Here is a 24,087-nt window from a genome sequence, read left to right on the forward strand (position 1 = left end):
CCGGTCGGAGAACAGGAACGGAAGGGCCGGCGCTCAGGCCCGGCCGACGAGCTCGAAGCCGGCCTCGTCCACCGCGGCGCGCACCGCGGCCTCGTCGAGGGGGGCCTCGGAGACCACGGTGACCTCGCCCGTGGAGGCGACGGCCTTCACCGAGGTGACGCCGGCGATCTCGGAGATCTCGCTCGAGACGGACCCCTCGCAGTGCCCGCAGCTCATCCCGCTCACCTTGTAGACGGCGGTGACGGTGTCCGGGGTGTCGGTCTGCGCGGTCATGTCGTTCTCCTCATCGAGGCGTGTGGGGTTGCCGGGACCCACGGTGGGCCCCGCACTCTCCACACTATACCCCTAGGGGGTATGACTCCAAGGGTCGGCGCCGCCGGAGGAGGCGGACCGCGTCACGTTCACGGCCTCGCCGCGTACGCCAGCAGCAGGGCCAGGGACGACATGGTGAGTCCGCCCCACAGGAGCAGGGCCCGCAGCCGCGAAGGCGTGCGCGGATCCGGCCGCCGGGGCTGCCGTGGGGAGGGGATGCGGGCCCGCGGGGCGCCGGGCGGCGAGGAGTGGGTCACGGCGGATCCCCTCATACTCGTACAGGGCGGATTTACCGGAACTTTATTGAGATACCGCCCGTCGCGCAGTCCGGGACGCCCGTTCGATCACGCCCCCTCGCCCCGCGGGTGCCCCCGCCGGGCATCCTGTACCCGCACACACGCGCGACGACGGGAGCAGGCATGCGGGCTGTGGTGTTCGAGCGGTACGGCGAGCCGGCCGAGGTGCGCGAACTGCCCGACCCCCGTCCGGCGCCCCACGGGGTCGTCGTCCGGGTCGAGGCCACCGGCCTGTGCCGCAGCGACTGGCACGGCTGGCAGGGCCACGACCCGGACATCACGCTGCCGCACGTGCCGGGCCATGAACTCGCCGGTGTCGTCGAGGCGGCCGGCGACCGGGTGACGGCCTGGCGCCCCGGCGACCGGGTCACCGTGCCCTTCGTGTGCGCCTGCGGAAGCTGCCCGTCCTGCGCGGCGGGCGACCACCAGGTCTGCGAGCGGCAGACCCAGCCCGGCTTCACCCACTGGGGCTCCTTCGCCCAGTACGTGGCCCTGGACCACGCCGACGTGAACCTGGTCGCCGTCCCCGAGGACCTGTCGTACGCCACGGCCGCCTCCCTGGGCTGCCGGTTCGCCACGGCGTTCCGGGCGGTGGTGCAGCAGGGCCGGGTGGCGGCGGGGGAGTGGGTCGCGGTGCACGGGTGCGGGGGCGTGGGCCTGTCGGCGGTGATGATCGCGGCGGCGTCCGGGGCGCGCGTGGTCGCCGTCGACGTGTCGGCCGCGGCCCTGGAACTGGCGCGGAAGTTCGGCGCGGCACAGGTCGTGGACGCCTCGGTCACGCCGGACACGGCCGCGGCCGTCCTCGAACTCACCGGCGGAGGCGCCCACTTGTCCCTCGACGCCCTGGGCTCGCCCGTCACCTGCGCGGCCTCCGTGAACGGCCTGCGCCGGCGCGGCCGGCACGTCCAGGTGGGTCTGCTGCCGTCACCGGACGGCACCACCCCCGTTCCCATGGGCCGCGCGATCGCCCTGGAACTGGAGCTCCTCGGCAGCCACGGCATGGCGGCGCACACCTACCCGCCGATGCTGGAACTGGTCCGCGCGGGCGTCCTGCGCCCCGACCTCCTCGTCACGTCCACCATCGGCCTGGACGCGGCCCCCGCCGCACTGGCCGCGCTGGGCACGGCGCCGGGAGCGGGGGTGACGGTCGTCGAGCCGTGGAGCGGGCGCGAGTAGGACCACCCCACCCGCTCGCGGCTCACTCGTCCCTGCGGCCCCGGTTGCCGGGCCGGGAGGCCACCCAGGCCCGCACCGTGTCGGCGTACCAGAAGGGTTTGCCGCCCTCGACATGGTCGGGGGGCGGCAGCAGCCCGTGCTTGCGGTAGGAGCGCACGGTGTCGGGCTGCACCCGGATGTGCGCGGCGATCTCCTTGTATGACCACAGCCGTCGGTCTGACACGAGTCGCACCTCCCTGCGCGCACCGCGGGGGCGGCCGGGGAGGGCCGTCGGGGGAGCCGGGCGCGGCGCTGGCGATCACAAAGCCTGTGCCCGGTGAACGACGTGGCGTGAAAGCCGGTCAGGGCCTGTGCGCCGGGTGTGACCCAAGACCCGCGTACCCGCGACATGTGTGACACGAGGGGGGCGTTCGTGACAGGAGTGGTGCACGGGCGTACGCGGGCTCTTGGGCGCGGCGCGTTGACATCGGCGGGAGGGCGGCCCCCTGCGCCCCGGGGGCCTGTCGCCCTACGCGCCGCAGGACCTCAAAAACGCCCGGGTCCGCTGGGCGATGGGCAGCGGTTTGTCCGGCTCGCACGGGTACATGTCCTGCTCGACGATCGCGAACAGGTCCACGTCCAGCCGCTGGGCCGCCTCCAGCACGGGCCCGAGCTCGGGCACTCCGGCGGGCGGCTCGCACATCACGCCCTGGGCCACGGCCGGCCCGAACGGCGTCCCCTTGGCCCGCACGTCCGCCAGGATCTCCGGGTCCACCTGCTTCAGGTGCAGGTAGCCGATCCGCTCGCCGTAGGTCTCGATCAGCTTGACGCTGTCGCCGCCGCAGTAGGCGTAGTGCCCGGTGTCCAGGCACAGCGAGACCAGTGACGAGTCGGTGCCGTCCAGGAACCGGACGACGTTCTCCTCGCTGTCGATGTGCGTGTCCGCGTGGGGGTGCACGACGATCTGCAGGCCGTACTCCTCCCGCACCCGCTGACCCAGCCGCTCGGTCAGCGAGGTCAGGTTGCCCCACTGCTCGGGGGTCAGCGCCGAGGACTCCAGCACCTCGCCGGTCTTGTCGTCCCGCCAGAAGGACGGGATCACGACCAGGTGCTCGGCGCCCATGGCCTGCGCGAGGACCGCGTTGTCGGCCACGTGCGCCCAGGTCTTGTCCCAGACGGCCTCGCCGTGGTGCAGCCCGGTGAAGACGGTGCCCGCGGAGACCTTCAGCCCCCGTCGGTTCACCTCCTCGGTGAGCACCGCGGGGTCGGTCGGCAGATACCCGTACGGGCCCAGCTCGATCCACTCGTAGCCGGACTGCGCGACCTCGTCGAGGAACCGCTGCCAGGGCACCTGGCGGGGGTCGTCGGGGAACCACACACCCCATGAGTCGGGAGCCGACCCGATCCGGATGCGGGACAGTGAGGACTGGGAGGACAACGGCGTCATGCCGGTCAGCTTCAGCGGCACGAGTAAGCGCTGTCAAGGTCTCGTCCGAATGTCTGGACAAAACATTGACAGGGTCGCGCGGACAGGGCTACAAACGCGGGGAGAGCCGTGACGAAGGGATGCCGATGGCGTACGACCTGATCACCATGGGGCGGATCGGAGTGGACCTGTATCCACTGCAGACCGGCGTCCCGCTGCCGCAGGTGACGAGCTTCGGCAAGTTCCTCGGCGGCTCGGCGACCAACGTCGCGGTGGCCGCCGCCCGCCTCGGCCGCAGCACCGCGGTGATCACCCGCACCGGCGACGACCCCTTCGGCACCTACCTCCACGAGGCACTGCGGAACTTCGGCGTCGACGACCGCTGGGTCACCCCCGTACCGGGCCTGCCCACACCGGTCACCTTCTGCGAGGTCTTCCCGCCCGACGACTTCCCGCTGTACTTCTACCGTCGGCCCAAGGCCCCCGACCTGGAGATCGACGCTCACGAACTCGACCTCGACGCCATCCGCGAGGCCCGCCTCTTCTGGGTCACCGGCACCGGCCTGAGCGAGGAACCCAGCCGTACGGCGACGCTGGCGGCGCTCGCCCATCGCGCCAAGGCCGGCACGACCGTCTTCGACCTCGACTGGCGCCCCATGTTCTGGGCGGACCCGGCCTCGGCCCGCCCCTTCTACAAGGAGGCGCTGCGCCACACCACCGTCGCGGTCGGCAACCTCGACGAGGTGGAGGTCGCCACCGGCGTCCGCGAACCCCGGGCGGCCGCCGAGGCGCTGCTGGACGCGGGCGTGGAGCTCGCCGTCGTCAAGCAGGGCCCCAAGGGCGTCCTCGCCGTCGACAGCAAGGGCGAGTCGGCCGAGGTGCCCCCGCTGCCGGTGAACGTCCTCAACGGCCTCGGCGCCGGCGACGCGTTCGGCGGCTCCCTCTGCGACGGCCTGCTGGCGGGCCGGGACCTGGAGACGATCATGCGGCGCGCCAACGCCGCCGGGGCGATCGTCGCCTCCCGGCTGGAGTGCTCGTCCGCCATGCCGACGGCGGACGAGATCGAGGCCGCCCTCACGGCCGGAGCGGTGCTGTGAGGGCCGGCCGGGTCCATGGGGCCGAGGGCGAGGGGACGGACGTGGGCGCGACCGGCGCGGCGGCCGTGCGGAGCGTCGACGTCGGCGAGCTGGTCCGGCTGCGGGCCCAGCGCCCCGAGGCGATCGCCGAGGCCGCCGCCCGCCGCACCCGCCGTCCGCTGCTGAACGACTCCGGCCGGCTGATGATCGTCGCCGCCGACCACCCCGCCCGCGGCGCGCTCGGCGTCGGCGAGCGCGGGTTCGCCATGGCCAACCGCGCCGACCTGCTCGAACGCCTCTGCCTGGCGCTGTCCCGCCCCGGCGTCGACGGCGTCCTCGCGACCGCCGACATCCTCGACGACCTGCTGCTCCTCGGCGCCCTGGACGGCAAGGTCGTCATGGGCTCCATGAACCGCGGCGGACTGCAGGGCGCCAGCTTCGAACTCGACGACCGCTTCACCGGTCACCGCGCCGAGGACATCGAGCGGCTCGGCTTCGACGCCGGCAAGCTGCTGCTGCGCATCGACTACTCCGACCCGGGCTCCCTGACCACCCTGGAGTCCACCGCCCGCGCCATCGACGACATGGCGGCGCGCCGGCTCCCCGTGTTCGTCGAGCCGTTCATCAGCCGCCGCACGGACGAGGGCCGGCTGAGGAACGACCTGTCCGCCGAGGCGGTCACCCGGTCCATCGCCATCGCCTCCGGGCTCGGCGGCACCTCGGCCTACACCTGGCTGAAACTGCCGGTCACCGACAACCCCGACGACATGGCCGAGGTCATGCAGACCTCCACGCTCCCGGCCGTGCTGCTGGGCGGCGAGGTCGGCGACGACCAGGACGGCGCGTACGAGAAGTGGCGCGGCGCCCTCCAACTCCCCACCGTGCGCGGCCTGGTGGTCGGCCGCTCACTGCTGTACCCGGCGGACGGCGATGTGGCCGCCGCCGTGGACACCGCCGTAGGACTGCTGTGAGGGCCGCATGAGCAGCAAGGAGCTGTACGTTCCGCGGGGCGCCACCGCCGACGCCGATCACGTGCTCGACATCGGCCCCGAGCGGGCAGGCTGGGAGTACAGCAGTCTGCGCGTCGTCGAGCTGGCGCCGGGGGAGACACACACGTTCGCCACCGGTGACAGCGAGTGGATCGTGCTTCCGCTGGAAGGCGGATGTAGCGTGCGAACGGCTGACGAACAGTTCCAACTCCTGGGCAGGGGAAGCGTTTTCGCGTCGGTCACCGACTTCGCGTACGTTCCCCGTGACGCCCGGGTCCAGATCGCCTCCGGCGCGGGAGGCCGCTTCGCCCTGGCAGGAGCGAAGTGCGAGCGACGACTCCCCGCCCGCTACGGCCCCGCGCCGGAGGTCCCCGTCGAACAGCGCGGCAGCGGAACCCAGTTGCGGCACGTCCGCAACTTCGCCTCCGCCGACGCCTTCGACTGCGACAAGCTCATCGCCGTCGAGGTGATCACCCCCGGCGGCAACTGGTCCTCGTACCCGCCGCACAAGCACGACGAGCACCGGCCGGGCGTCGAAGCGGAGTTGGAGGAGATCTACTACTTCGAGATCGACGGCCCGAACGGTTTCGGCTATCAGCGCGTATCTCCCTCCCGTGAGGGCGGATCCGACGTCCTCGCCGAGGTCCGCTCCGGCGACGCCGTCCTCGTCCCCGACGGATGGCACGGCCCGTCCATCGCCCAGCCCGGCCACGACATGTACTACCTCAACGTCATGGCGGGGCCGGGCGAGACACGGGAGTGGCGGATCTGCTTCCACCCGGACCACACGGAGGGTTACCGATGACTCCGACCACCTCGACGACGAGGCTGACGGTCGCCCAGGCGCTGGTGCGCTTCCTGTCCGCGCAGTACACCCGGCGCGACGGCGTACGACAGCGGCTGATCGGCGCGACCTGGGGCATCTTCGGCCACGGCAACGTGGCCGGCATCGGCCAGGCGCTCGTCGAGTACGCGGACGACATGCCGTACCACCAGGGCCGCAACGAACAGGCCATGGTGCACGCGGCCGTCGGCTACGCCCGCCAGTCCAACCGGCTGTCCACCCACGCGGTGACGACCTCCATCGGCCCGGGCGCCACCAACCTGGTCACCGGCGCCGCCCTGGCCACGATCAACCACCTCCCGGTCCTGCTCCTGCCCGGCGACGTCTTCGCCGGCCGCCCCGCCGACCCGGTGCTGCAACAGCTCGAAGTCCCGTACGCGGGCGATGTGTCGGTCAACGACTGCCTGCGCCCGGTGTCGAAGTACTTCGACCGGATCACCCGACCCGAGGCCCTGATCCCGTCGGCCCTGAACGCCATGCGCGTCCTGACCGACCCCGTCGAGACCGGCGCCGTGACGCTGGCCCTCCCGCAGGACGTCCAGGCCGAGGCCTACGACTGGCCCGAGGAGTTCTTCGCCGAGCGCACCTGGGTCGTACGGCGCCCGGGCGCCGATCCGACCGAGCTCGCCGAGGCCGTGACCGCGATCAGGAACGCGCGCAGGCCCCTGGTGATCGCCGGCGGCGGCGTCCACCACAGCCGCGCCGAGGCCGCGCTCGCCGAGTTCGCGGAGACCACCGGCATACCGGTCGCCTCGACCCAGGCCGGCAAGGGCTCCCTGCACCACGACCACCCCCAGGACGTCGGCGGGGTCGGCCACACCGGTACCGCCACCGCGGACGAACTCGCCCGCACCGCCGACCTGGTGATCGGCGTCGGCACCCGCTACACCGACTTCACCACCGCCTCCGGCACCCTCTTCGCCGGCGAGGGCGTCCGCTTCCTCAACCTCAACATCGCGCCCTTCGACGGCCACAAGCTCGCCGGCCTGCCGCTGATCGCGGACGCCCGTTCGGGCCTCCAGGAGCTGGCCGTGGCGCTTCGGATGCACGGCCACCGGGTCACCGCCTCCTACCTCGCCGAGTACACCGAGGACAAGGAGCGCTGGGAGCAGCGCGTCGACGCCTGCTACGAGGCCGACGAGCCGGACGTACGGCCGACCCAGCCGCAGGTGCTGGGCGCGCTGGACGCGATCGTCGACGAGTCGGACATCGTCATCAACGCGGCCGGCTCCCTCCCCGGCGACCTGCACAAGCTGTGGCGGGCCCGCTCGAAGGACCAGTACCACCTGGAGTACGGCTACTCCTGCATGGGCTACGAGATCCCGGCCGCGATCGGCGTGAAGCTGGCGGCGCCCGACCGCCCCGTATGGGCCCTGGTCGGCGACGGCACCTACCTGATGATGCCGACGGAGATCGTGACGGCCGTGCAGGAGGGCGTGGCGATCAAGGTCCTGCTGATCCAGAACCACGGGTACGCCTCCATCGGCGGTCTGTCCGAGTCCGTCGGCGGCGAGCGCTTCGGCACGGCCTACCGCTTCCCGTCCGACGACGGCACCTACACGGGCGCCCCGCTGCCCGTCGACCTCGCCGCCAACGCGGCCAGCCTGGGCATGCGCGTGCTGCGCGCCAAGACCGTGAGCGACCTCCGGGACGCGCTCGCCGAGGCCCGGGCCGCCGACACTCCCACATGTGTCTACGTCGAGACCCAAACGTCAGACACAGTGTCGGGCGCGCCTCCGGCGCAGGCCTGGTGGGATGTTCCTGTGGCCGAGACCGCGACCCGGCCGTCGGCGGTCAAGGCACGTGAGCTCTACGAACGGCACGTCTCCACCCGACGCCGCCATCTGTGAAGGAGTAACTGGGCATGACGAAGATCGTCAACCACTGGATCGGCGGCAAGACCGCCGAGGGCACGTCGGGGAACTACGGCCCGGTCACCGACCCGGCGACCGGCGCGGTGACGACGAAGGTCGCGTTCGCATCGGTCGACGAGGTGGACGCGGCGGTCGCCGCCGCCAAGGACGCCTACCTGTCCTGGGGCCAGTCCTCGCTGGCCAGGCGCACCGAGATCCTCTTCCGCTTCCGGGCGCTGCTGGACGCCAACCGGGACGCGATCGCCGAGCTGATCACCGCCGAGCACGGCAAGGTCCACTCCGACGCGCTCGGCGAGGTGGCCCGCGGCCTGGAGATCGTCGACCTCGCGTGCGGCATCAACGTGCAGCTCAAGGGCGAGCTGTCGACGCAGGTCGCCAGCCGCGTGGACGTCTCCTCCATCCGCCAGCCGCTGGGCGTGGTCGCCGGCATCACGCCGTTCAACTTCCCCGCGATGGTGCCGATGTGGATGTTCCCCATCGCCATCGCCTGCGGCAACACCTTCGTGCTCAAGCCGAGCGAGAAGGACCCGTCGGCCTCCATCAAGCTCGCCGAGCTGCTGGCCGAGGCGGGCCTGCCCGACGGCGTCTTCAACGTCGTCCACGGCGACAAGGTGGCCGTCGACCGCCTGCTGGAGCACCCGGACGTCAAGGCCGTCTCCTTCGTCGGCTCCACCCCCATCGCCCGCTACATCCACACCACCGCCTCCGCCAACGGCAAGCGGGTGCAGGCCCTGGGCGGCGCCAAGAACCACATGCTGGTCCTCCCGGACGCCGACCTCGACGCCGCCGCCGACGCGGCCGTCTCCGCCGCCTACGGCTCCGCGGGCGAGCGCTGCATGGCCATCTCCGCGGTCGTCGCGGTCGGCGCCGTCGGCGACGAGCTGGTCGAGAAGATCCGCGAGCGCGCCGAGAAGATCAAGATCGGCCCGGGCAACGACCCGGCCTCCGAGATGGGCCCGCTGATCACCAAGGTCCACCGCGACAAGGTGGCCTCCTACGTCACCGGTGCCGCCGCCGAGGGCTGCGAGGTCGTCCTGGACGGCACCGGCCACACGGTCGAGGGCTTCGAGGACGGCCACTGGATCGGCATCTCGCTGCTCGACAAGGTGCCCACCACCGCCAAGGCGTACCAGGACGAGATCTTCGGCCCGGTGCTGACCGTCCTGCGCGTCGACACCTACGACGAGGGCATCGCGCTCATCAACGCCTCGCCGTTCGGCAACGGCACCGCGATCTTCACCCGGGACGGCGGCGCCGCCCGCCGCTTCCAGCTGGAGGTCGAGGCCGGCATGGTCGGCGTGAACGTCCCGATCCCGGTCCCCGTGGGCTACCACTCCTTCGGCGGCTGGAAGGACTCCCTCTTCGGCGACCACCACATCTACGGCAACGACGGCACGCACTTCTACACCCGCGGCAAGGTCGTCACCACCCGCTGGCCCGACCCGGCCGACGCCCCCGCCGGCGTCGACCTCGGCTTCCCGCGCAACCACTGACCAAGGCGCCCGGGGCCGTCCGCACTGCGGACGGCCCCATTTTTTTGCCCGCGCGCGCTGCGGTTCCCGTACGGGGGAAAATCGAAGAAGCAGGGGAGTGGAGTGACGTATACGGGATCGAAAGGCCTTCCGATCTACGGATTCCGTAGGTAAACAGGTATTGACGGGTTGGTTTTCGTCGGGGTTCCATGCAGCAACCCCAGCCGCCGGAGGAATCCGCACCAGCCGATCGGAACCGCTCAATGACCGACACGCTCCGCCCTGTCGACACCGCCGTCCCAGAGGCCACGGACAGCAACTCCAAGGCGCTCAAGCGCTCCATCGGGGTCGTCGGCGGAACCCTCCTCACCCTCTCCTGCGTCACCCCCGCCTCCACCCTCTTCGTGGTCGTCCCCGACCTGTTCGGCACCCTCGGCACCGCCACCGCCCTGACGATCGCCATCGGCTCCCTCCTCTGTATCGCCGTGGCGTTCTGCTACTCCGAACTGGGCACCCTCATCCCCAGCGCGGGCGGCGAGTACGCGATGGTCTCGACGATGGCCGGCCGCCTCGCGGGCTGGCTGGTCTTCGTCCTGTCGCTGCTGGTGGTCATGATCGTCCCGCCGGTGATCGCCATGGGCACCGCGGACTACCTCGCCCCGGTCATCCACCTCGACCCGTCGATCGCGGGCGCCGGCGTGATGCTGCTGGCCACCCTCGCCGGTCTGCTCGACCTGCGCGCCAACGCCTGGATCACCGGCATCTTCCTGGTCCTGGAGGTCATCGCGGCCGCCGTCGTGGCGGTCCTGGGCTTCGCCCACAGCGAGCGCGGCGTGGGCAGCCTGGTGTCGATGCAGGTGGCCGGCGCGCACGGCCACACGGACACGGTCACGGCGATGCTGGTCGTCTCGGGCCTGGCGATCGCCCTCTTCGTCACCCAGGGCTTCTCGACCGCGGTCTATCTCTCCGAGGAGCTGGAGCACCCGCGCCGCAACGTCGCCCGCACGGTCCTGGCCACCCTCGCCATCTCGACGGTGATCATCCTGGTCCCGGTCGCGGCCATCACCATGGGCGCCTCGAACATCTCCGAACTGAGCGGCGGCGACATCAGCTCCATGGTCACCGCCTGGTCGAACTCCGACGTCGGCACCTTCGTCAGCCTCTGCGTCGCCCTCGCCATCATCAACGCGGGCATCGTCATGGTCATCCAGAACTCCCGGGTCCTCTTCGCCTCGGCCCGCGACAAGGCCTGGCCCACCCCGGTCAACACCGCCTTCGCCCGCCTCGGCCGCTTCGGCTCCCCCTGGGTCGCCACGCTCGCCGTCGGCGTCCCAGGCGCCCTGCTCTGCTTCGTCAACCTCGACACCCTGTACGGCGTCACGGGCGTCTCGGTGACCGGCATGTACCTCCTGGTCGCGGTGGCCGCCCTGCTCTCCCGCCGAGGCTCCCACAAGCACACCCCGGCCTGGCGGATGCCCCTGTGGCCGACGATGCCGGTCCTCCTGATCGCGGTCCTGGCGTACATCCTGACCCAGCAGGAGACGAGCTACCTGCTGTGGACCGGCGGCATCACCGCGGCGGCCACGCTGTACTGGGCCTTCTACCTCCGCCCCCGCAAGGACACCCGCTGGCTGGTCTCGATCCCGGAGGACCAGCAGACCTGAGGGGGCCGAAGGCCCCGAGGGGCGCGGGGAACTGCGCGACCAGCCCCCACACACCCGCACCCGGCGAACTACGAGGCGCCCCGAGCCGGCAGCCGTACAGCACCTGCGGTACAACCCGATCCCCCGTACTCCTGCGGGATGGCCCACGGTTCCCACCCCGGTCTGCTCCAACCGTCGGAGACACCTCGTACCGTTGACGCATGGATCTTCGACCGCCCCGCCTGCGAGGCCTGCTGCGAAACCCCCGGCGGGCCCTCGCCGCCGGGGCGGCCGTCGTCGTCCTCGCGGGCGCGGGGACGTGGACGGCCGCCGCCTCGGACGACGCGTCCCCGGTGCACCGTTCGGACCGGGTCATGTCGATGGACGGCGTCCGCATCGACACCTCGTACTTCACGTCCGGCCTCAGCGGCCGCAGGCCGGCCGTGCTGCTGGCCCACGGCTTCGGCGGCAGCAAGGACGACATGCGCAAGCAGGCCGAGGAGCTGGCCGGAGACGGATACGCGGTCCTCACCTGGTCCGCCCGCGGCTTCGGCGGATCCACCGGCAAGATCGGCCTGAACGACCCCCGCGGCGAGGTCGCCGACGTCTCCAGGCTGATCGACTGGCTCGCGAAGCAGCCCCAGGTGCGCCTCGACAAGGCGGGCGACCCGCGCGTGGGCGTCGCCGGCGCTTCCTACGGCGGCGCGATCTCCCTGCTCGCCGCCGCCCACGACCACCGCGTGGACGCCATCGCCCCGTCGATCACCTACTGGAACCTCGCGGACGCCCTGTTCCCGAACGGCGTCTTCAAGAAGCTGTGGGCCGGCATCTTCGTCAACTCGGGCGGCGGCTGCGACAAGTTCGAGCCCGACCTGTGCCGGATGTACGAACGCGTCGCCGAGTCGGGAAAGCCCGACGCCCAGGCACGCGCCCTGCTGCAGTCCCGCTCCCCGTCCGCCGTCGGCGACCGCATCAAGGTGCCCACCCTGCTGCTGCAGGGCCAGACCGACTCCCTCTTCCCGCTCGGCCAGGCCGACGCCGCCGCGAAGGCCGTCAAGGCCAACGGCGCCCCCGTCGACGTCGACTGGATCGCGGGCGGACACGACGGCGGCGACCTGGAGACGAGCCGCGTCCAGGCGCGCGTGCGGGCCTGGTTCGACCGCTACCTCAAGGACGAGAAGGGCACCGACACCGGCCCGGCCTTCCGTGTCACCCGTACCGGAGGCGTCGACTCCACGGACGGCGCCGCCCAGCTGCGGGGCGCGACCGACGACACCTACCCCGGCCTGGAGAGCGGCCGGCGCTCCCTCGCCCTGCGCGGCACCGAGCAGAGCTTCGACAACCCGGCCGGCTCCAGCCCGCCGGGTGTCTCCGCCCTGCCGGGCCTCGGCGGCGCGGGCGGCCTGGCCCAGCTGTCCTCCCTCGGCGTCGGCGTCTCCCTCGACTTCCCCGGCCAGTTCGCGCGGTTCGAGTCGGCGCCGGTCCGCAGCGGCCTGCGCGTCACCGGATCGCCGACGGTCACGGTCCACGTGAAGTCGACGAGCGACGACGCCGTCCTGTTCGCCAAGGTGTACGACGTCGGACCCGGCGGCGGCACACCCGTACTGCCCTCCCAGCTCGTCACCCCCGTCCGCGTGCAGGGCGCGGAGTCCGGCAGGGACGTCACGATCACCCTCCCGGCGGTCGACCACGAATTCGAGCAGGGGCACCGTCTGCGCCTGGTCCTCGCCTCCACGGACCTCGGCTACGCCTCCCCGGTCGCCCCGGCGACGTACACCGTCTCCGTCAAGGGCGACCTGAAGGTGCCGACGGCTCCCGGCGTGACGACCGCGGCCGCCCCGCTGCCCTCCTGGGTGTGGTGGCTGCCGCTGACCGGCGCGCTGATCGCCCTGGCGCTCCTGGTCACCAGCCGCCGCCGGACGACCGCGGCCCCGCCCCCCGACCCGGACCTGGCCGAAGTGCCGCTCCAGATCACGGACCTGAGCAAGCGGTACGCCAAGTCCTCCGACCGCTATGCCGTCCGCGACCTGTCCTTCCGCGTGGAGAAGGGCCAGGTCCTCGGCCTCCTCGGCCCGAACGGCGCGGGCAAGACCACGACCCTGCGCATGCTGATGGGCCTGATCAGGCCCGACGGCGGCGAGATCCGCGTCTTCGGTCACGCGATCCGCCCCGGCGCCCCGGTGCTGTCCAGGGTCGGCGCGTTCGTCGAGGGCGCGGGCTTCCTCCCGCACCTCTCCGGCCGCGAGAACCTCGAGCTGTACTGGCGGGCGACGGGCCGCCCGGCCGAGGACGCCCACCTGGAGGAGGCGCTGGAGATCGCGGGCCTGGGCGACGCGCTCGCCCGCGCCGTGCGCACCTACTCCCAGGGCATGCGGCAGCGCCTGGCCATCGCCCAGGCCATGCTGGGCCTCCCGGACCTGCTCATCCTCGACGAGCCCACCAACGGCCTCGACCCGCCGCAGATCCGCGAGATGCGCGAGGTGATGATCCGCTACGCGGCGGCCGGCCGCACGGTGATCGTCTCCAGCCACCTCCTGGCGGAGGTCGAGCAGTCGTGCACCCACCTGGTGGTCATGGACCGCGGCCGCCTGATCCAGGCGGGCCCGGTGAGCGAGATCGTCGGCACGGGCGACACCCTGCTCGTCGGCCTGGCCTCCGACATCCCGGACCCCGTGGTGGAAAAGGTCGCGGCACTGCCGGGCGTGGAATCGGCAACCCGAGCGAACGGCGGCCTCCTGGTCCGACTGACGCCCGGTGGGGCAGCGCCCCAAAGGGGCGCGGGGCTGCATGCATCAGCGGCTTCGCCGCGGGGCGCGACCAGCCCCCACGGCGCCGCGGACGACGAACAACGCCTCACCGCACCCCCCTCCGCCTCCGCCGCCGCAGGCCTCCTCGTAGAACTGGTCCGCCTGGAAGTCCCGGTCGCCTCCCTGGCCCCCCACCGCCGTCTGGAAGACGCCTTCCTCACCCTGATCGGAGGCAAAGCATGAGCACGCTCACCGAGCGGACGGCGGAAGCCGAAACCGCCTCCGGTTACCGCGCCGGCCGCACCCTTCCCCTCCGGGTCGAGCTGGTCCGCCAGTTGAAGCGGCGCCGGACGCTGGTCATGTTCGGCATCCTGGCCGCGCTGCCGTTCGTGCTGGTGATCGCGTTCGCGATCGGCGGCACCCCGAGCGACCGCGGCGGCCAGGTGACGCTGATGGACACGGCCACCGCGTCCGGTGCCAACTTCGCCGCCGTCAACCTCTTCGTGTCGGCCGGGTTCCTCCTGGTCATCCCGGTCGCCCTGTTCTGCGGGGACACGGTCGCCTCGGAGGCCGGCTGGTCCTCCCTGCGCTACCTGCTCGCCGCCCCCGTCCCACGGGCCCGCCTGCTGTGGTCCAAGCTCGCCGTGGGACTCGGGCTCAGCCTGGCCGCGATGATCCTGCTGCCCGTGGTCGCGCTGGCCGTCGGCACGGCCGCCTACGGCTGGGGCCCCCTGCAGATCCCCACCGGCGGCTCGCTGGACTCGGGCACGGCCACCCAGCGCCTGCTGGTGGTCGTGGCGTACATCTTCCTGTCCCAACTGGTCACCGCCGGGCTGGCGTTCTGGCTGTCCACGAAGACCGACGCCCCTCTCGGCGCCGTCGGCGGCGCGGTGGGCCTGACCATCGTGGGCAACGTCCTGGACGCCGTGACCGCGCTGGGCCACTGGCGCGACTTCCTGCCCGCGCACTGGCAGTTCGCCTGGGCGGACGCCATGCAACCGCATCCCGAGTGGTCCGGGATGATCCAGGGGACGGCGATTTCCATAACGTACGCCCTGGTGCTGTTCGCCCTGGCCTTCCGGGGTTTCGCCCGCAAGGACGTGGTGTCCTAGGTCAACGGAGGATCTCCCACCGGTCTCGATGGGCCATGATCGTGGCCGCTTCGAGATCCATCCGCAACGCACCGTCACGCACGTTCCGGCCCCCTGCGCCGTCACAGTCACTGAGAGCCCGGGCCTTCGCCCAGGCCTCGAAGACGTCGAACGGCAAAAGGGGGCACGGAAGATGGAGCACCGGTACCGGACACCACGGCAGGGCACGGCACCCGCCCGCACCCGACGGCTGCGGGCCGCCCTCCTCGCCCTCACGGCGACCGGCGGCCTGCTGCTGACGGCATGCAGCGCGAGCGACAGCGGCCAGTCCAGCGCCGACCGCTCGAACCACTCCGCAGGCCTCCCCGCCCCCGTCGGAACCGGGGCCGACGGCAGCCGGAGCGTGACCTCGGACGAGAGCCGCTCCCCGTCGGCCGACCACCTCTCCACCTTCGCCCTGGACGTCGACACCGCCTCCTACGGCTACGCCCGCCGCGTCCTCGACGAGGGCCGGCTGCCCGACCCCTCGCAGGTCCGCCCCGAGGAGTTCGTCAACAGCTTCCGCCAGGACTACGAGCGGCCGGACGGCAACGGCTTCACGGTCTCCGTCGACGGCGCCCGGACCGACAGGACCGGCTGGTCCCTGGTCCGCGTGGGCCTCGCCACGCGGGCCGCCCACACCGACGACCGCCCGCCCGCCGCCCTCACCTTCGTCGTCGACGTCTCCGGGTCCATGGGCGAACCGGGCCGCCTCGACCTCGCCAAGCGCTCCCTCGGTGCGATGACCGACCGGCTCCGGGACGGCGACTCGGTCGCCCTGGTCACCTTCAGCGACGAGGCGCGGACCGTCCTGCCCATGACCCGGCTCGCCGGCCACCGCGGCAAGGTCCACGACGCCATCGACGAACTGGAGACCGAGGACTCCACCAACCTCGGCGCCGGCGTCGAGAAGGGGTACGCCACCGCCGCCGAGGGCCTGCGCAAGGGCGCCACCAACCGGGTCGTCCTCGTCTCCGACGGCCTGGCCAACACCGGCGACACCGACCCCGACGCCATCCTCGAACGCATCTCCCGCGAACGCCGCGACCACGGCATCACCCTCTTCGGTGTCGGCGTCGGCAGCGACTACGGCGACGCCCTGATGGAACGCCTCGCCGACAAGGGCGACGGCCACACCGCCTACGTCTCCGGCGACGACGACGCCCGCAAGGTCTTCGTCGACCAGCTCCCGCAGAACGTCGACCTCACCGCCCGCGACGCCAAGGCCCAGGTCGCCTTCGACCCCGAGACGGTCGCCGAGTTCCACCTCGTCGGCTACGAGGACCGCAAGGTCGCCGACGAGGACTTCCGCGACGACAACGTCGACGGCGGCGAGGTCGGCCCCGGCCACACGGTCACCGCCCTCTACACCGTCCGCACCAGGCCCGGCGCCGACGGCCACCTCGCCACCGCGAGCGTCCGCTGGCTGGACCCCGGCACCCGTGCCCCGCACGAGGAGTCCGGCCGGCTGGAGACCGGCGCCCTCCACGACCACCTGTGGACCGCCCCGCACCGCCTCCAGGTCACCGCGGTCGCCGCCTACTTCGCCGACGCCCTGCGCACCGGCGACGCGACGGCCGACCGGACCGGCGCCCTGCCCGGCAACCCCGGCCTCGGCCGGCTCGGCGAGCGCGCCCACGCGCTGGCGGACGCCACCGAGGACAAGGACGTACAGCACCTCGCGGAGGCCATCGACGAGGCCGATCTCATGAAGTGACACCGCCGGGAAATGGGACGGGCCCCCTTGACCTTTCCTTACTCGCGAGTAAGTTGACCTCCCAGTCAGAGCCGACTGGGAGCCGTCATGGGCGTACGCAAGGATCTGAAGCGGGCCAAACAGCGCACCGACCTGGCCGCCCGCATCAGGGTCGAGGTCGTCAGGGACGACAGAGGCGTGGTGCGCGAGGCCCGCACCGCGCCGGTGGCCACACCCCCCACCACCGGCAGCATCGCCGACCTGCCCTTCGCCAACGCGGCCGAGGCACCCGACGCCGTCGTCCTGCGCCGCAGGCGGGACACCGCCTGGCAGCCGGTCACCGCGGCGGCGTTCGCCCGTGAAGTCACCGCCGCCGCCAAGGGGTTGATCGCCGCCGGCCTGGAACCGGGCGGTCGGGTCGCCGTGATGTCCCGCACCCGCTACGAGTGGACGGTCCTGGACTTCGCGATCTGGGCGGCCGGCGGCCAGACTGTCCCCGTCTACGCCACCTCCTCGGCCGACCAGGTCGAGTGGATCGTCCGCGACTCCGGCGCCCGCTTCGCCGTCACGGAGACCGCGGAGAACACGGCCACGGTGGCGACCGGCACCGCCGGGCACGAAAGTCCGCCCCGCGTGTGGGAGTTGGACGCCGGCGCGCTCGCCGACCTCACCACCCTCGGCCAGGACGTCCCGGACGAGGAGGTCACCAAGCGCCGTACGGCTCTCACCCCCGGCACCGTCGCGACCGTCTGCTACACCTCCGGCACCACCGGCAGGCCCAAGGGCTGCGTCCTCACCCACGGCAATCTGCACGCCGAGGCGGCCAACACGGTCGAACTGCTCCACCCGATCTTCAAGGAGGTCACCCACCAGACGGCCTCCACCCTGCTCTTCCTGCCCCTCGCCCACATCCTCGGCCGCACCCTGCAGATCGCCTGCCTGATGGCCCGCATCGAGATCGGCCACTGCCCGAGCATCAAGCCCGACGAACTCCGCCCCGCCCTCAAGGAGTTCCGGCCCACCTTCCTCGTCGGCGTCCCCTACCTGTTCGAGAAGATCCACGACACCGGCCGCGCCACCGCCGAGAAGATCGGCCGGGGTGCCTCCTTCGACCGCGCGGACCGCGTCGGCGTCCGCTTCGGACAGGCGTACCTCGACAAGTTCCTCGACCGCGGCAAGGGCCCGGGCCCCGCTCTGTACGCCGCCTGGGCCCTGTACGACCTCCTGGTCTACCGCCGCGTCCGCAAGGAACTCGGCGGCCGGATGCGCTACGCCATCAGCGGCGGCTCCCCGCTCGACCGCAACCTCAACCTGTTCTTCTATGCCGCCGGAATCATCGTCTACGAGGGCTACGGCCTGACGGAGACCAGCGCGGCCGCCACCATCGTCCCCCCGCTCAAACCCCGCCCCGGCACCGTCGGCCAGCCCGTCCCGGGCACGTCGGTCCGCATCGCCGACGACGGCGAGGTGCTCATCAAGGGCGGCATCGTCTTCGGCTCCTACTGGAACAACCCGGAGGCGACGGACGCCGTACTGCGCGACGAGTGGTTCGCCACCGGCGACCTCGGCTCCCTCGACGAGGACGGCTACCTCACCATCACCGGCCGCAAGAAGGACATCCTCGTCACCTCCGGCGGCAAGAACGTCTCACCGGCCGTGCTGGAGGACCGGATGCGCAGCCGCCCGCCGGTCGGCCAGTGCATCGTCGTCGGCGACAACCGCCCCTTCGTCGCGGCACTCGTCACCCTGGACCCCGAGGCGGTCGCCCACTGGCTGTCCGTCCGCAAACTGCCCGCCGACACCCCGATGTCCGAGGTGGTACGGGACCCCCGCATCCGGGCCGACGTGCAAAGGGCCGTCGACTACGCCAACGAGGCCGTCTCCCGCGCCGAGTCGATCCGGGCGTTCACCCTGGTCGACGGCGAGTTCACCGAGGAGAACGGGATGCTGACGCCCTCCCTGAAGGTCAAACGGCACGCGGTGCACGCGGCCTACGCGGACCGGATCGAGGAGCTGTACCGGCGCTGACACGCCGAAGGGGCCGCCGAGATGCTCGGCGGCCCCCAGGGCCTGGACCGGAACCGCTGATCAGCGGCCGCTCTCCTGGGCGCTGGACAGGATCGACACGTCCTCCAGCAGGTGGGCCAGCGCACCGTCGCGCTTGGCCTGCGTCGAGTTCTCCGCGCACTGCTGGGTCTGCTGGTCGGACAGGATCGGCACGTCCTGGACGTTGACGACCTGGAGCACACCGATGGGCAGGTCACTGACAGCGATGCAGGGCTTGTTGAAGGACCCCTGGATCAGGGCCATCTGCGGGCTCATGTTCCCGTAGGTGCTGGAGTTGCCGAAACTCTGCCAGGAGCCGTTGCCGTTCGCCGCGGTCGGGCCCTTGTCGTTGCCGATCGCGAGTGCCTGCGGAGCCGCGGCGGCGGAGGCACCCACGGCGGACGCGGCGATCGCCGCGGTGGCAACAATCTTCTTGATCACTGGCCAGTCCTTTCTGAGGAAGCCCCGTGGACCGGAGCGCCCTGGTCAACTCCCCGCGTGCGTGAGGGTTTCTCCCATTCACTCCTACGGCCGATAGGGGACCAGCCCGTGAACCCGGTGCCCGCCGGGCGCCGCCGGGTGGGACAGGGCCAATTGAGTGAATGCCCGCAACCATTCCTCACGGGTCCGGTTGATGTGGCCGTAGGGCATTGCGTCGCTACGAGGAAAGGAACGCGAAGTGCTCAAGAAGGCAATGGCCGCCGCCGCGGCCGCCGCTTCTGTCGTCGGGATGTCGGTGGCGGCAGCTCCGACGGCGCTTGCCATCGGCAACGACAACGGACCGACCGTCGCGAACGGTAACGGCGCCACGTCGTCGTTCGGCAACTCGGCGACCAAGGGTGACATGAGCCCGCAGCTGTCGCTGGTCGAGGGCACGCTCAACAAGCCGTGCCTCGGCCTGAGCGACACCAACGTCGGCGTCCTGCAGATCGTCAACGTCCAGGACGTGCCGATCCTGTCGGACCAGCTCACCCAGCAGTGCTCCGACAACTCCACCCAGTCCAAGCGGGACGGCGCCCTGTCGCACGTCCTGGAGGACCTGTCGGTTCTTTCGGCCCAGGGCGAGTCGTAAGCCTCTTCCGGCCAACCGGACGGCCCGCGGTTTTGTCCGCGGGCCGTCCGGGCTTTTTCCCACTTTGTTCACCATGTAATCGACGGGGAAACGTGTGATGGTCCGGGGCAATCGAGTGAATTCCCCCGCGCCACGCGTTCCGTAGTTTCTCCTTCGGCTATTCCTCGTTCTACAGCCTGCAGGTCATGGCGCGAGCCGTTCCGGCTGTGCTCGCTCGGTCACTGGCCGACAAATGGGCATGACCGCAGAGAAGGGAAATCTCATGAAGAAGACCGCCGCTGTCGTCGCGGGCATGATCATGGCCCTCGGCGTGGCCGCCCCGGCCTTCGCGGACGCCGGGGCCGAGGGCGCCGCCATCGGTTCCCCGGGCGTGCTCTCCGGCAACGTGATCCAGGTTCCGATCCACGTTCCCGTCAACGTGTGCGGCAACACCGTGAACGTCATCGCCGCGCTGAACCCGGCGTTCGGCAACCACTGCTCGAACGACTGACCACGTAACGCCGCAGCCGTACCGGCTGTGTCATGGCCGGCCCCGGACCGCTCCAATCGTTCCGAGGCCGGCTTTTCCCACTTCTCCAAGCAGGAAGACAACGAGATTGCGACAGACCCTGAGTAGGGGAATGGTCGCGGCCGCCGCCGCGACAAGCATTCTGTCCCTGTGCAGCAGCCCTGTCTTCGCCGACACGCACACGACCGGGGGTGCCAAGGAATCCGCCGGCGTCGCCTCCGGCAACGGTGTCGAAGCCCCCGTCGAGGTACCGCTCAACGCCTGCGGCGACTCCGTCGACGTGGCCGCCGCCCTCAACCCGGCGTTCGGCAACTCCTGCGCCGGCGAGTCCGGTTCCGGCAAACACCGCTCGCACGGCCACCACGGCGACGGCGGCCCGGGTTACGGCGACGACTCCGGGTACGGCGGGAGCGGGGGCGGAGGCGGCGGGGGTGGCGGGTACGGCGACCAGCCGCCGTCCGGCGACCACCACACCTCGCCTCCCTGCGACCACGACACGCCGCCGCCGGGGGGCCACCACACGCCGCCGCCCGGTGGGCACCACACTCCGCCTCCCGGCGGTGACCACACGCCGCCGCCGGGTGGCCACCACACGCCGCCCCCTGGTGGGGATCACACCCCGCCGCCCGGCGACCACCACACTCCGCCGCCCGGTGGGGGTGGAGGTGGGGGTACGCCTCCTGGTGGTGACCACACGCCGCCGCCCGGTGGTGGCGGGAGCGGGGGCACTCCGCCCGGTGGGGGGCATACGCCGCCTCCCGGCGGTGACCACACGCCACCCCCTGGTGGGGGTCACACGCCGCCCCCCGGCGACCACCACACGCCGCCCCCCGGTGGGGATCACACCCCTCCGCCCGGCGGCGACCACACCCCGCCCTCCGGCGGCGGTGGCCACACGCCTCCGCCCCAGCTGCCCCACACCGGCGCCCAGGCCATGCTGGCCGCCTCGGGTGCCAGTGCCGCGATGATCGCGGGTGGTGTCGTGCTGTACCGCCGGGGCCGAGCCGCCTCGCGCCGGTAGTGCGCCGGGTGCCGGACAGGCCACGTCCGGCACCCGCGCTCCGGCCCGGCTCCGGCCGCACGGCGGCCCGCCGCCGGGCACGGTCAGCGGCGCGCACCCGCCGGTGCCTCGCTGCGGCCACCCCTCCCGGGCGCGGGAATCACCGCTCCCGTGCCCCCGGCCCGAAGCCGGCGCCGTACACCCCGTACGAGGGTCTCCGCCGTGTACGTCGCTCCCTGGACGAACCGCATCGCCGGGCCGAAGTCCGGCGCGGTGATCAGGCCGGCCAGGAAGAGGCCGGGGCGTGAGGACTCGAAGCCGGCGGTCACCCGGGGCGAGCCGCAGGCCGTCCTGGCGAGCGTGGCGCGCAGGTCGGGGGAGAGAAGCGCCAGGCGGTCGCACGTGGCGGTGAAGCCCGTGGCCGCGATGACGTGGTCCGTCTCCAGGGACCTGGCCGGGGCAGGACTCTCGGCGCCGGTCCGGTGGACCACCTCCAGCCGCACCCCCGCCCCGTCGTTCACCGACCGCGCCGCCGTGATCTCGTGGCCCGGCAGGACCTCCACCGCCCGCTCCACCCGCTCCCGCACCCACCAGGCGCCCGCCGGGCCGAGGGCCGTCGCGGCGATGCGGATCCGGGTCGGCTCGGGGAGGCGGTGCAGCAGGCCGGGGCGTTCGGCGTAGAACCAGTTGCGCCAGCCGCAGCCCAGGCCGCTGTGCGGGGCGCGGGCCGACTGCCACCACGAGCGCTCCCAGGGCGGTGGCACGTCGTTCCAGGAGAGGCTCTCGGCCCGCGCCAACACCCGTACCCGCGTGCCCTGTTCAGCGAGCAGGGCCGCAGTCTCCAGCGCCGCCTGGCCACCGCCGACGACCGTGACGTCCCGGCCGCGGAAGCGGGCGAGGTCGTGGTGGTCGACGCTGTGCGAGACCAGGGACGGGGGCAGGCCGCGCAGGGCAGGCGGGATCTCCGCGAACGGTGTGACACCGACCGCCAGGGCGACCGTACGAGCCGACAGGACCTGACCGTCCCGCGTCACCGCCTCGAATCCGCCGGGGCAGGCGGACACGCGGGTCACCGTGCGCTCGTCGACCTCCGGCACGGCCCGCTGCGCGAACCACAAGCCGTACGCGGCGAACATCTCCACCGGGATCGGCTCCCCGTGCCGTGCCGTCACCCCCTGGCTCGCGCAGTACCCGTCCAGGCGCCAACGGCCCGCCGGGTCGGACAGATTGGACGCCCACGGCTCCGACTTGAGGAACATGCCGCGGGGCATGTGGTCGCGCCAGGAGGCCATGGGACGGCCGAGGACGCGCAGCCGCAGCCCGGCGGCCGCGGCGTGGGACGCGATGGACAGGCCGTAGGGCCCGGCGCCCACCACCAGCAGGTCGTACATCAGCAACTGCTCGCTTTCTCGTCGTCGGAGACGCCGTCGCGGAGGTCCTCGCGGCCCCCTTCGCGGCCCCCTTCGCGGCCCCCTTCGCGGACGTCGGCGGACACGCGGTCGGACAGTTCGGTGGACAGAGCCGTGGGCCCCGAGGCGGGCGAGGGCGCGGGTACGGGGACGGGGACTGGGGTGGGCACGGCCGCCTCGGGCCCGCGTGCGCGAGCCAGGAGCCGCCCCGCCACATGCCGGGCCCACAGGCCCCACATCGCCCTGCCGGGCCCCCGGTCGTCGCGCGCGTGCCAGGCCAGTTCGCGCCCGGCCGGAGCGGGCCGCAGCGCGTTCAGCGGGGCGTAGTTCTCCACCACGAACTCCCGCCCCGGCAGCGGCAGTCCGTCCGGCAGCGGACGGTGGGTCAGGTCGAGATGCAGGGCGCGGACCACGTCCAGCCCCGCCGAGTCGGTGAACAGCCGGAACTGCGCGCCGGGGCGCGGGTTGAAGTCGAGGAGGTGGTAACGCCCCGTGGCGCCGCAGCGGCGGAAGTCGAGGTCGAGGATGCCGCGGTAGCCCAGTTCCCCGCCCAGCCGCTCGGCGAGCAGCTGCACCTGCGGGTTGGGCGCCCAGCGGCCGACCGCCGTCAGTCCGGCCCCCCGCGGCCAGGCCAGTGACTTCACGCCGGGGCCGCCGCCGCGGACGACCCCGTACCGGTCGGCGTACCCGTGGAAGAACCAGTCCCGGTCGGGCCCCGGTGGCAGGAACGCCTGCAGCAGCAGCGGGCTGCCCGCCTCCTCGCTGCGCTGGTACAGCTCCCCGGCCTCCCGCGCCGAACGCAGCACGACCGTGCTGCGCAGTCCGGCGCCGGTGGGCACGAGCCAGGGCCGGCTCCATTTGGCGACCACCGGCAGCCCGAGTCCCCAGGCGGCGCGCACCGCGTGGGCGGCGCTCTCCGGGATCACCGTCTCCGGGTGCGGGACGCCCACCGACGCGCACAGCGCGGCCAGTTCCGCCTTGTCGGCGACGCGTTCGGGCAGCGAGCCCGGCTGCTGCGGCAGCAGATAGGCGGGGGCCAGCTCCTCGCGCAGCCGGCTCACGGCGACGGCGCTCGCGTCGTCCATCGGGATCAGCACGGCGGGACGGGCGACCCCGGCGGCGATCCGGCGCAGCGCGACAGCGATGTCACCGAGGGACGCGCCGGGCGGCGGCGGGGGGTGCATGCGCCGTACGAAACGGGATTTGCGTACCGGACTTCCGGTGGAATCCGCGACGAGATGGACCTCGACCCCCGCCCTGCCGAGCGAGCGTACGGCCCCCAGCGTTCCGTGATGAAAGGGATTCCGGTCGATCCGTAGCAGAACGGCGGGGACTCGGATGTCGAGCAGCGACACGGGCATTTCCTTCGGTCGTTTCACTCGGGCGGGCGAT

General features: G+C 72.3%; 21 protein-coding genes. 14 read left to right on the forward strand and 7 right to left on the reverse strand.

The window, feature by feature from the left end:
- Nucleotides 1-33 precede the first annotated feature (33 nt).
- Together ACIGDI_RS01315 and ACIGDI_RS01320 are read right to left on the reverse strand one after the other, a co-directional pair.
- Complete coding sequence (locus ACIGDI_RS01315; RefSeq protein WP_200701228.1) at nt 34-273, reverse strand: heavy-metal-associated domain-containing protein; 240 nt, start codon at nt 271-273, stop codon at nt 34-36.
- 128 nt (nt 274-401) lie between these two features.
- Entirely contained in the window at nt 402-569 is a 168-nt protein-coding gene (locus ACIGDI_RS01320; RefSeq protein ID WP_399888795.1) for a hypothetical protein, read from the reverse strand.
- Nucleotides 570-731: 162 nt separating this feature from the next.
- On the opposite strand from ACIGDI_RS01320, the gene ACIGDI_RS01325 reads away from it, so the two are divergent.
- Nucleotides 732-1,784, forward strand: coding sequence for a zinc-dependent alcohol dehydrogenase family protein (locus ACIGDI_RS01325; RefSeq protein ID WP_399888797.1), 1,053 nt, complete (start codon nt 732-734; stop codon nt 1,782-1,784).
- A 22-nt stretch (nt 1,785-1,806) separates the two neighbouring features.
- On the opposite strand, the gene ACIGDI_RS01330 is transcribed toward ACIGDI_RS01325, so the two are convergent.
- Together ACIGDI_RS01330 and ACIGDI_RS01335 are read right to left on the reverse strand one after the other, a co-directional pair.
- Entirely contained in the window at nt 1,807-2,007 is a 201-nt protein-coding gene (locus ACIGDI_RS01330) for an AlpA family transcriptional regulator (RefSeq protein WP_058925190.1), read from the reverse strand.
- Nucleotides 2,008-2,292: 285 nt separating this feature from the next.
- Nucleotides 2,293-3,210 carry a sugar phosphate isomerase/epimerase family protein gene (locus ACIGDI_RS01335; RefSeq protein ID WP_399888800.1) on the reverse strand — a complete coding sequence of 306 codons (918 nt, stop codon included), beginning with the start codon at nt 3,208-3,210 and terminating at the stop codon, nt 2,293-2,295.
- 125 nt (nt 3,211-3,335) lie between these two features.
- On the opposite strand from ACIGDI_RS01335, the gene iolC reads away from it, so the two are divergent.
- The 10 genes from iolC (at nt 3,336) to ACIGDI_RS01385 (ending at nt 18,688) form a co-directional block, all read left to right on the forward strand.
- Nucleotides 3,336-4,286: a 5-dehydro-2-deoxygluconokinase gene (gene iolC, locus ACIGDI_RS01340; RefSeq protein ID WP_399888803.1), complete on the forward strand. Its 951-nt coding sequence runs from the start codon at nt 3,336-3,338 to the stop codon at nt 4,284-4,286.
- 41 nt (nt 4,287-4,327) lie between these two features.
- Entirely contained in the window at nt 4,328-5,236 is a 909-nt protein-coding gene (locus tag ACIGDI_RS01345; protein ID WP_399888806.1) for a deoxyribose-phosphate aldolase, read from the forward strand.
- 7 nt (nt 5,237-5,243) lie between these two features.
- Nucleotides 5,244-6,059: a 5-deoxy-glucuronate isomerase gene (iolB, locus tag ACIGDI_RS01350; RefSeq protein WP_399888809.1), complete on the forward strand. Its 816-nt coding sequence runs from the start codon at nt 5,244-5,246 to the stop codon at nt 6,057-6,059.
- A complete protein-coding gene (iolD, locus tag ACIGDI_RS01355; protein ID WP_399888812.1) occupies nt 6,056-7,948 on the forward strand; it encodes a 3D-(3,5/4)-trihydroxycyclohexane-1,2-dione acylhydrolase (decyclizing) in 1,893 nt (630 codons plus the stop codon). Before iolB ends, iolD begins: the two co-directional genes overlap by 4 nt.
- Before the next feature lie 14 nt (nt 7,949-7,962).
- Nucleotides 7,963-9,465, forward strand: a complete 1,503-nt coding sequence (gene mmsA, locus ACIGDI_RS01360) for a CoA-acylating methylmalonate-semialdehyde dehydrogenase (protein ID WP_399888815.1) — start codon at nt 7,963-7,965, stop codon at nt 9,463-9,465.
- A 242-nt stretch (nt 9,466-9,707) separates the two neighbouring features.
- On the forward strand, nt 9,708-11,108 hold the full coding sequence (locus tag ACIGDI_RS01365; protein WP_399888818.1) for an APC family permease: 1,401 nt from the start codon (nt 9,708-9,710) through the stop codon (nt 11,106-11,108).
- Between the two features lie 200 nt (nt 11,109-11,308).
- Nucleotides 11,309-14,077 carry a CocE/NonD family hydrolase gene (locus ACIGDI_RS01370; protein ID WP_399888821.1) on the forward strand — a complete coding sequence of 923 codons (2,769 nt, stop codon included), beginning with the start codon at nt 11,309-11,311 and terminating at the stop codon, nt 14,075-14,077.
- Nucleotides 14,074-14,946 carry an ABC transporter permease gene (locus tag ACIGDI_RS01375; protein WP_399888824.1) on the forward strand — a complete coding sequence of 291 codons (873 nt, stop codon included), beginning with the start codon at nt 14,074-14,076 and terminating at the stop codon, nt 14,944-14,946. The genes ACIGDI_RS01370 and ACIGDI_RS01375 overlap by 4 nt, the downstream gene beginning before the upstream one ends.
- A 172-nt stretch (nt 14,947-15,118) precedes the next feature.
- Nucleotides 15,119-16,681: a von Willebrand factor type A domain-containing protein gene (locus ACIGDI_RS01380; RefSeq protein ID WP_399888827.1), complete on the forward strand. Its 1,563-nt coding sequence runs from the start codon at nt 15,119-15,121 to the stop codon at nt 16,679-16,681.
- Between the two features lie 87 nt (nt 16,682-16,768).
- Entirely contained in the window at nt 16,769-18,688 is a 1,920-nt protein-coding gene (locus ACIGDI_RS01385; RefSeq protein WP_399888830.1) for an AMP-dependent synthetase/ligase, read from the forward strand.
- 60 nt (nt 18,689-18,748) lie between these two features.
- Here ACIGDI_RS01385 and ACIGDI_RS01390 read toward each other — a convergent pair whose 3' ends face one another.
- Nucleotides 18,749-19,147 (reverse strand): rodlin, encoded by a 399-nt coding sequence (locus tag ACIGDI_RS01390; protein ID WP_399888834.1) that lies wholly within the window; start codon nt 19,145-19,147, stop codon nt 18,749-18,751.
- Between the two features lie 238 nt (nt 19,148-19,385).
- On the opposite strand from ACIGDI_RS01390, the gene ACIGDI_RS01395 reads away from it, so the two are divergent.
- The 3 genes from ACIGDI_RS01395 to ACIGDI_RS01405 all read left to right on the forward strand — a co-directional run bounded on the left by ACIGDI_RS01395 (nt 19,386) and on the right by ACIGDI_RS01405 (nt 21,307).
- Entirely contained in the window at nt 19,386-19,778 is a 393-nt protein-coding gene (locus ACIGDI_RS01395) for a rodlin (RefSeq protein WP_058925200.1), read from the forward strand.
- Between the two features lie 262 nt (nt 19,779-20,040).
- Nucleotides 20,041-20,268, forward strand: coding sequence for a chaplin (locus ACIGDI_RS01400; RefSeq protein WP_399888837.1), 228 nt, complete (start codon nt 20,041-20,043; stop codon nt 20,266-20,268).
- Nucleotides 20,269-20,398: 130 nt separating this feature from the next.
- Complete coding sequence (locus tag ACIGDI_RS01405) at nt 20,399-21,307, forward strand: chaplin (RefSeq protein WP_399890442.1); 909 nt, start codon at nt 20,399-20,401, stop codon at nt 21,305-21,307.
- A gap of 83 nt (nt 21,308-21,390) precedes the next feature.
- Here the strand turns inward: ACIGDI_RS01405 and ACIGDI_RS01410 are convergent, their stop codons facing one another.
- Nucleotides 21,391-22,677 (reverse strand): FAD-dependent oxidoreductase, encoded by a 1,287-nt coding sequence (locus ACIGDI_RS01410; RefSeq protein ID WP_399888840.1) that lies wholly within the window; start codon nt 22,675-22,677, stop codon nt 21,391-21,393.
- Complete coding sequence (locus ACIGDI_RS01415; RefSeq protein WP_399888842.1) at nt 22,677-24,050, reverse strand: ATP-grasp domain-containing protein; 1,374 nt, start codon at nt 24,048-24,050, stop codon at nt 22,677-22,679. The genes ACIGDI_RS01410 and ACIGDI_RS01415 overlap by 1 nt, the downstream gene beginning before the upstream one ends.
- Nucleotides 24,051-24,087 lie beyond the last annotated feature (37 nt).

Origin of the sequence: Streptomyces sp. NPDC085900 (genome assembly GCF_044540925.1) — a bacterium.
Taxonomy (GTDB): Bacteria; Actinomycetota; Actinomycetes; order Streptomycetales; family Streptomycetaceae; genus Streptomyces; species Streptomyces gilvifuscus.

Bases quoted from the DNA above. Each gene is read 5' to 3' on its own strand.
- iolD (WP_399888812.1), top strand. From the start codon at position 6,056: ATGACTCCGACCACCTCGACGACGAGGCTGACGGTCGCCCAGGCGCTG.
- ACIGDI_RS01380 (WP_399888827.1), top strand. From the start codon at position 15,119: ATGGAGCACCGGTACCGGACACCACGGCAGGGCACGGCACCCGCCCGC.
- ACIGDI_RS01375 (WP_399888824.1), top strand. From the start codon at position 14,074: ATGAGCACGCTCACCGAGCGGACGGCGGAAGCCGAAACCGCCTCCGGT.
- ACIGDI_RS01335 (WP_399888800.1), bottom strand. From the start codon at position 3,210: ATGACGCCGTTGTCCTCCCAGTCCTCACTGTCCCGCATCCGGATCGGG.
- ACIGDI_RS01405 (WP_399890442.1), top strand. From the start codon at position 20,399: ATGGTCGCGGCCGCCGCCGCGACAAGCATTCTGTCCCTGTGCAGCAGC.
- ACIGDI_RS01325 (WP_399888797.1), top strand. From the start codon at position 732: ATGCGGGCTGTGGTGTTCGAGCGGTACGGCGAGCCGGCCGAGGTGCGC.
- ACIGDI_RS01410 (WP_399888840.1), bottom strand. From the start codon at position 22,677: ATGTACGACCTGCTGGTGGTGGGCGCCGGGCCCTACGGCCTGTCCATC.
- ACIGDI_RS01315 (WP_200701228.1), bottom strand. From the start codon at position 273: ATGACCGCGCAGACCGACACCCCGGACACCGTCACCGCCGTCTACAAG.
- ACIGDI_RS01365 (WP_399888818.1), top strand. From the start codon at position 9,708: ATGACCGACACGCTCCGCCCTGTCGACACCGCCGTCCCAGAGGCCACG.
- mmsA (WP_399888815.1), top strand. From the start codon at position 7,963: ATGACGAAGATCGTCAACCACTGGATCGGCGGCAAGACCGCCGAGGGC.
- ACIGDI_RS01370 (WP_399888821.1), top strand. From the start codon at position 11,309: ATGGATCTTCGACCGCCCCGCCTGCGAGGCCTGCTGCGAAACCCCCGG.
- iolC (WP_399888803.1), top strand. From the start codon at position 3,336: ATGGCGTACGACCTGATCACCATGGGGCGGATCGGAGTGGACCTGTAT.
- ACIGDI_RS01400 (WP_399888837.1), top strand. From the start codon at position 20,041: ATGAAGAAGACCGCCGCTGTCGTCGCGGGCATGATCATGGCCCTCGGC.
- ACIGDI_RS01385 (WP_399888830.1), top strand. From the start codon at position 16,769: ATGGGCGTACGCAAGGATCTGAAGCGGGCCAAACAGCGCACCGACCTG.
- iolB (WP_399888809.1), top strand. From the start codon at position 5,244: ATGAGCAGCAAGGAGCTGTACGTTCCGCGGGGCGCCACCGCCGACGCC.